This window comes from Candidatus Thermoplasmatota archaeon, assembly GCA_034660695.1.
Classification (GTDB): domain Archaea; phylum Thermoplasmatota; class E2; order UBA202; family DSCA01; genus JAYEJS01.
The window spans coordinates 1-6,314 of sequence record JAYEJS010000102.1 but is presented as its reverse complement, the minus strand read 5'-3'; the positions used below and the strand labels follow the sequence as shown (position 1 = coordinate 6,314).

The following is a 6,314-nucleotide window of genomic DNA, read 5'->3' as shown; positions in this document are numbered from 1 at the left end:
CTTTCTCATTTGCATCATCTCAATAACTTAATATATATTTATATATATAAAGTTATCGGTAAACCGATGTATTATAGGCCGCTACGAAAAAATGATGAATACGGTGGGGGTTTTTCAAAGCATTCTAAGACTGAAAAATTAAGAAATTATAAATAGGCAAAATTATATACAAGCAGAAAGTGCATTTAGCTTTCAGTGATGGGTACAGTATAGATGTCAGAAATAGACAGCAAATTTATGGAGAAAGTGCCTGCAGGATTTTTTGCAATCGTGGGAAGGAAAGTTTTGCTGCTCAATGAATACATGGCCGGGCTTGCTGGCTTTTCAGAAAAAGAAATTTCAGAAGAAAGATTTTGGAAATTGGTTCATGATGACGTGGATAAAGTTAGAAAAAAAATAATACACGGAATTCCCGTCAGATTTAAATTCGGAAAAAAAGATAGAGAGATGTGGGTTGAATACAGGGGGGCAACATCATATTACAAAGATGAAAGAGCCATATTTGGATGCATCGTCGAAGTGACCAGCCACATGATATTCGATAAAAAAATGAGGGGCGTGGAGAAAGTTTCGAGGGAAATGAAAGTTGCATCAAGCAGAGAGAAAGTATACGACTTGGTCATGAATTTTACCAAAGACAATCTTGGTTACCAGAACTGTGCAATTCTTGAAAGAAGTAACAACCACCTTAAAATTGTGAAAGAGAGAGGATATGATGAAGGAACACGCGCACTAAAATTACCATTGGAGGGAAAAGGAATAACTGTTTATGCTTTCAATAAAAATGAGGCACAATACGTACCGGATGTTTTAAAAGCCGAAGGATATATTGAAGGGGTACCAGGAGCCAGATGCGAATATGCTGTTCCGATAACGTTCAAGAAAAAAAATACGGGGTATTTGATGTTCAAAATGATGAAGTCGATTCGATTCCCTATGCCGACAGAATTTTATTCAACACTCTTGTATCTGAGATAGCAACTGTTCTGAAAGGACTGCAAACACTGGAGAAATTAAAAGAATCGGAAAGCAGGTACAGAATACTGGTAGAAACTGCAAAGGAAGGGATTATAAGGCTAGACCCGGATGAAAACATATTGTTTGTAAATCAATCCCTAGCAGATCTGATAGGTTATCCTGTCGATAAACTCATCGGAATGAATTTGAGGGAAATAACAACGAAAGAACAATTCAAAATATTTCAGCAAAAAACAATTCTCAGAAAAAAAGGCACTAAGGATTCGTATGAAGCAATTGTGATTCACAAAAATGGCAAAATCTTGAATGTCATAATATCTGCAGCCCCTTTTAATACACCCGATAGAAAATTCGGTGGGACATTTGCGATGGTTACGGACATCACTAAGATGAAGGAAGTAGCGGAAAAAGCAGAGTTCTATCATTCCCTATTGCGTCACGATATTGGAAACAAAAATCAGATAATAATGAGATATCTGGAGCTGATAATGGATACCAAACTGGATAAAGAACAAAAGGAACTGACCAAAATGGCTTACGGGGCAATAAAATCCAGCAATGAGTTGATTAAAAAAGTAAAGGAAATGCAGATGGTCGCTGAAGAACATGAATATTCACGGATAAATTTAGACAGCATATTGAGAAAAATAATAGAGGGATTTTCCAGCGAGCTGCGGAAGAGGAGCATAAGGATGCAATACAAGCCCATAAAATTGGATGTAATGGGGGATGAACTCGTAGGCGAAGTTTTTTCAAATATCATAGGAAATGCCATCATCCATTCTGGAGGAAAAAATATAAATATCAGTGGAAAAGCCAAAGATGGATATGTTGTTGTTTTAGTGGAAGATGACGGAACCGGAATCCCAGAGTATATAAGGAATGACATTTTTGATAAGAAGGTAAAAGGCAAGGGAAGCCAGGGAAGCGGCCTTGGCCTTTATCTTGTAAGAGCCGTGGTGGACAGCTATGGGGGAAAGGTTGAAGTAAAAAGTGGAGAAAAAGGAATAATATTCGAAATTTATCTAAAAAAATGGGGAAGATAACGATTATTGCTGTCCTCGCATGTCAATAACCCTTTTTGCCTTTATGCCCCCCCGAGGCAAAGAATCCGGCGGAAGAATTTCTATTTTTGGCGTGAAAGAAGTCATTACTTGAACAGATTTTATGAGGTTTTTCCTGAGCTCTTCTCCTTCTTCTGCCCCGATGCGTTTTTTTGTCTCCACTTTTATTGTGAGCTGGTCTACGCCATCCACATTTTCTATTACCATGAGCCAGTTGCCTGCAACCATTTTGTGTTTCATTATCGCTTCTTCTATCTGGCCCGGGAAAATATTTGTTCCCTTTATGATGAGCATATCGTCGCTCCTTCCCATTATTGGGGCATGCCGTATGTGGGTTCTTCTGCATTCGCATTCCGTGGAATCGTAAATGAACGAAATATCCCTCGTGCGGTACCTCAGGAGAGGCATTCCTTCCTTGGTAAGAGTTGTGAGCACCATTTCTCCCTTCTCCTCTGGTTCAAGCTGTTCTCCCGTCTTCGGGTCGATTATCTCCGCAAGGAAGTGATCCTGCCATAAATGTAGGCCGTCATGCCCATCGCAGTCAGCCGAAACGCCCGGACCACACATTTCAGTCAATCCGTAAATGTCGTGCACATCCATATTCCACATTTCCCTTATCTTCCCTTTCATTCCAGCAGTAAACATTTCCGCCCCAAAAATTCCGTTTCTGACGTTAAGCGATGACGGTTCAATACCCATCTTTATTGCCGTCTGCCCCAGATGTACTGCATATGAAGCCACACCGGACATGAACGTCGTTCCATAATAACGCATGAGTTCAATCTGCCTTTCAGACTGGCCTTTTCCAGTTGGAATGACCATTGCCCCGACTTTCTGTGCCCCATAATGGAAACCAAATGCACCGGTGAACGTTCCATAAGGAATTGGATTCTGAAAAATGTCCTTTTTTGTCAGGCCAGCCATGGACATACACCTCGCCATAACCTCGCTCCATACCTCAATGTCACCCGGGGTATAGCAGACTGTTACTGGCACGCCTGTTGTGCCGGACGATGAATGAAGTTCTATGCATTTTTCTAAAGGCACGGCAAGAAAACCGAAAGGGGCATGCTCCCTCAAATCATCTTTAGTGGTAAAGGGTATTTTCTTTATATCATCAAGGCTTTTAATGTCTGAAGGGGCAACGCCTGTCTCGTCCATCCTATTTTTGTAAAAAGGTATATTCGAATAGGAATGACGGACTGTTTTCTTCAGCCTTTTCAACTGCAGTTCCCTCAACTCCTTCTGCGGCATCGTTTCCATTTGGGGATTGAACATACTCACTTATGAAGGTACAATATAAATTATTTACTGAAACCACGCTAAAAAATCACTATGAATTTGGTAGTATTGCTCTTTCAATTCCTTACGCAGTTCGCCGTTAAGCGATAGAAAATCAAGATGGAAGACACCTTCAGTTTCAAGCAGATATCTCGCTCCTTTTTGAACACGTCAGTAAATGAAAAGGGGGCATAAAATATTTGTGAGATGACACCAAATTCTTTTAATATAATATTGCTTTTATGTGCAAAGAGGTAGAAACCATTCTCGAAATATTGAATGATGTAATTCCATATATAAGCGGACTCTGGACATTGCCGTGGATAGTGATTGGTTTCGTGGCAAATATTGCCTTCTCCAATGTATTCGGTGAAGAACGGATGGGCAGGATAATGAAAAAAGTAGGGCTTATACTGCTCTATTTTTTCATTCCGATCCTTCTCTTTAGAATTTTCTTAAATACTCATTTTGGTGGAGAACAAATAGCATTTGTAGCCGTTGCCGGACTGACAATTTTTTTTATGTATTTACTTGCATTTTTTTATGCTAGGCACTCTGCAAAAAAACAATGTTTAACCGAGTCAAAGAAAAATCTCTATCTCAGGACGGTTCTTACAAATCAGGGCAGAAGTTCAGCATTTATTGGAAGTGCGATGATGGCATACTGGCCGACAGAAGCCGGAATTGTTATGGCTCTCTTTGGCATAGCTCTTTTTGCAATCATTCCATACATCCTTTCCCATATGTATAAAAAAGAATCCAGAAAAACAGGGGAAGAGCACATCCATGCTTTACCGTGGTTTTTAAAACTGTACCCATGGTACCTAATTTCATTTGTAATTGCTGCAGTGCTTACTCATGAGCAAACAGGAGCCACAACAGATGATTTTGGCGATATCGGTATTTTATTGAAATTTTATACTACACTAACAATACCTGCTGCTCTGTATTATGTGGGAGCAAGCATACATCCTAGAGAATTTAGGGTATCAGAAATAAGGAAACTGTCAGGCAGGGAAACGGATAGAAAAAGCGATCTGCACTGGACATGGGTGAGAAAAATCTTTCTGATGACGGTTGTAATAACGCCTGTAGTTATTGCTATCGTGCTCACTCCTTTATTTGCTATTGGACTAATACCAAGTGCATGGTTTGCCGTCATAATGATAAATTCATTTCTCCCAATAACAAGCACAAACATGTTTTTACTTCCATATGGAATCGATAAAAAATCTACTGCCTATTCTGTAACCTGGACTACTCTTATATGCATTCCCATTGTGGTACTGTTGATTATAGTTTTCAGTACTTTGCTGTAACTCTACGGTCTACTCCTCTACTATCCTCCTAGCTTTTCCAAGGCTTCTTGGAAGGCTGTTTGGTTCTACTACCTCTACAGGAACATGGATGTTAAGCATTGCATATATTTCATTCCCTACATCCTTCCCCAATTTATCGAGTTTGCCTTCCGCATATCGCCCCTCAACCGGCTCCACTTTTATCCTCAGTGAGGTCATTGCCCCCTTCTTTTCCTTAACCAGCACATAATTCCCGCTCATGCCCTCGACTTTCATTATCGCTTCCTCTATCTGCGATGGAAAAACAATTACTCCTTTTATCTTCATCATGTCGTCGCTTCTTCCCTTTATGCGGGACTGTATGGGTAATGTCCTGCCGCACTCGCATTCTTCTTCACTGTAGACTGCTATATCTCTCGTTCGGAAGCGGATGACCGGAAAAGCTTCTTTAGTCAGGGTGGTAAAAACTAACTCGCCTTCTTCACCGGGTTCAAGCTGTTCTTCCGTCTTCGGATCGATTATCTCCGCAAGGAAGTGATCCGCATTGATGTGAAGCCTCCTCTCATTACACTCGGAAACCACCCCAGGACCAATAAGTTCTGTCAGCCCGTAATGTTCACATGCAGTGATGCTCCATTTTTTTTCTATGGTCTTTCTCATCTCATCGCTCCACGCTTCTGCCCCGAACAAACCGAGGCGGAGTTGAAAATCTTCACCCGGGGAAAAGCCCATTTCCTCTGCCACCTCTGCCATGTAAAGAGCATAAGAAGGTGTTGATGCCAGTGCTGTGGTTCCAAAATCTTTCATGATTGTTATCTGTCTTTTCGTATTTCCAGAGCTTACGGGAACAACCATTGCCCCGATTTTCTGTGCCCCTTTTTCGAATCCGTGAGCCCCGGTAAACATGCCGTAGCCATATGCATTCTGGACAATATCGCTCTTTCTCAATCCGTTCGCGTATAAAGATCGTGCCATTACTTCGCTCCATACCTCCAAATCGTGCCGCGTATACGCACCGACGACAGGCTTTCCCGTCGTGCCTGAAGAAGCATGGACTTCTACAACCTCGTCTATGGGTGTACATAGCAAACCGAAGGGATAATACCGGCGTAGGTCATCTTTTGTTAAAAAAGGTATTCTGGTTATGTCATCAAGGCTTTTGATGTCATCCGGTTTTACTCCTGCATATTTCAATTTTTTCCTATAGAATTCATTTTTTTCGTAAACCGTATGCAAAACTTTCTTCAGCCTTTTCAACTGCAGTTCTTTCAAATCCTCCAGAGGCATCGTTTCATGTTTTTTGTCCCAATAAGGCATATGGATGAATTGGGGAACGATATAAAAATTTGATGGGAATAAGATAGAGCGGTGCAGCTTGAGACGATTACAGCCTTTGCATCTCAACCCCCAATAATTTATCACCACTCCCACCTCATCGTTATGCTTGTGCCCCTTCTCAGCAATAAAATTTTCGGGATTAGCATGGGGCATTTCACCACTCTCAAAAGATCTAAAAACCCTATCTTTTCAAATGTTTCCCCGTCAAACAGTTTTCCCATTTTACTCACCGAAACTCCGCATTTTTAACCCATAGGTAATGCCTCCGGAAACAACTCAATCATCCTATGGGCTCTTTTTGGAATCTTAGCAAGATATTTTCTGCCGTTTTTCTCAGAGATTAGCATGACCTTTG

General features: G+C 41.0%; 6 protein-coding genes. 3 read left to right on the top strand and 3 right to left on the bottom strand.

The genetic code is table 11. From position 1 onward, the window contains the following. The first annotated feature begins 213 nt into the window (after positions 1-213). The gene (locus U9O96_05170) at positions 214-978 is read left to right on the top strand and encodes a hypothetical protein (protein ID MEA2054490.1); all 765 of its coding nucleotides are present in this window, start codon (positions 214-216) and stop codon (positions 976-978) included. Beyond that, entirely contained in the window at positions 930-2,024 is a 1,095-nt protein-coding gene (locus U9O96_05165) for a PAS domain-containing sensor histidine kinase (protein ID MEA2054489.1), read from the top strand. Before U9O96_05170 ends, U9O96_05165 begins: the two co-directional genes overlap by 49 nt. Before the next feature lie 3 nt (positions 2,025-2,027). On the opposite strand, the gene U9O96_05160 is transcribed toward U9O96_05165, so the two are convergent. Further along, positions 2,028-3,320, bottom strand: a complete 1,293-nt coding sequence (locus tag U9O96_05160; protein ID MEA2054488.1) for a phenylacetate--CoA ligase — start codon at positions 3,318-3,320, stop codon at positions 2,028-2,030. 245 nt (positions 3,321-3,565) lie between these two features. Here U9O96_05160 and U9O96_05155 point away from each other — a divergent pair, with 245 nt between their 5' ends. After that, entirely contained in the window at positions 3,566-4,642 is a 1,077-nt protein-coding gene (locus U9O96_05155) for a hypothetical protein (GenBank protein ID MEA2054487.1), read from the top strand. Between the two features lie 9 nt (positions 4,643-4,651). On the opposite strand, the gene U9O96_05150 is transcribed toward U9O96_05155, so the two are convergent. Further along, positions 4,652-5,938, bottom strand: a complete 1,287-nt coding sequence (locus U9O96_05150; protein ID MEA2054486.1) for a phenylacetate--CoA ligase — start codon at positions 5,936-5,938, stop codon at positions 4,652-4,654. Positions 5,939-6,039: 101 nt separating this feature from the next. Further along, a complete protein-coding gene (locus tag U9O96_05145; GenBank protein MEA2054485.1) occupies positions 6,040-6,180 on the bottom strand; it encodes a hypothetical protein in 141 nt (46 codons plus the stop codon). Positions 6,181-6,314 lie beyond the last annotated feature (134 nt).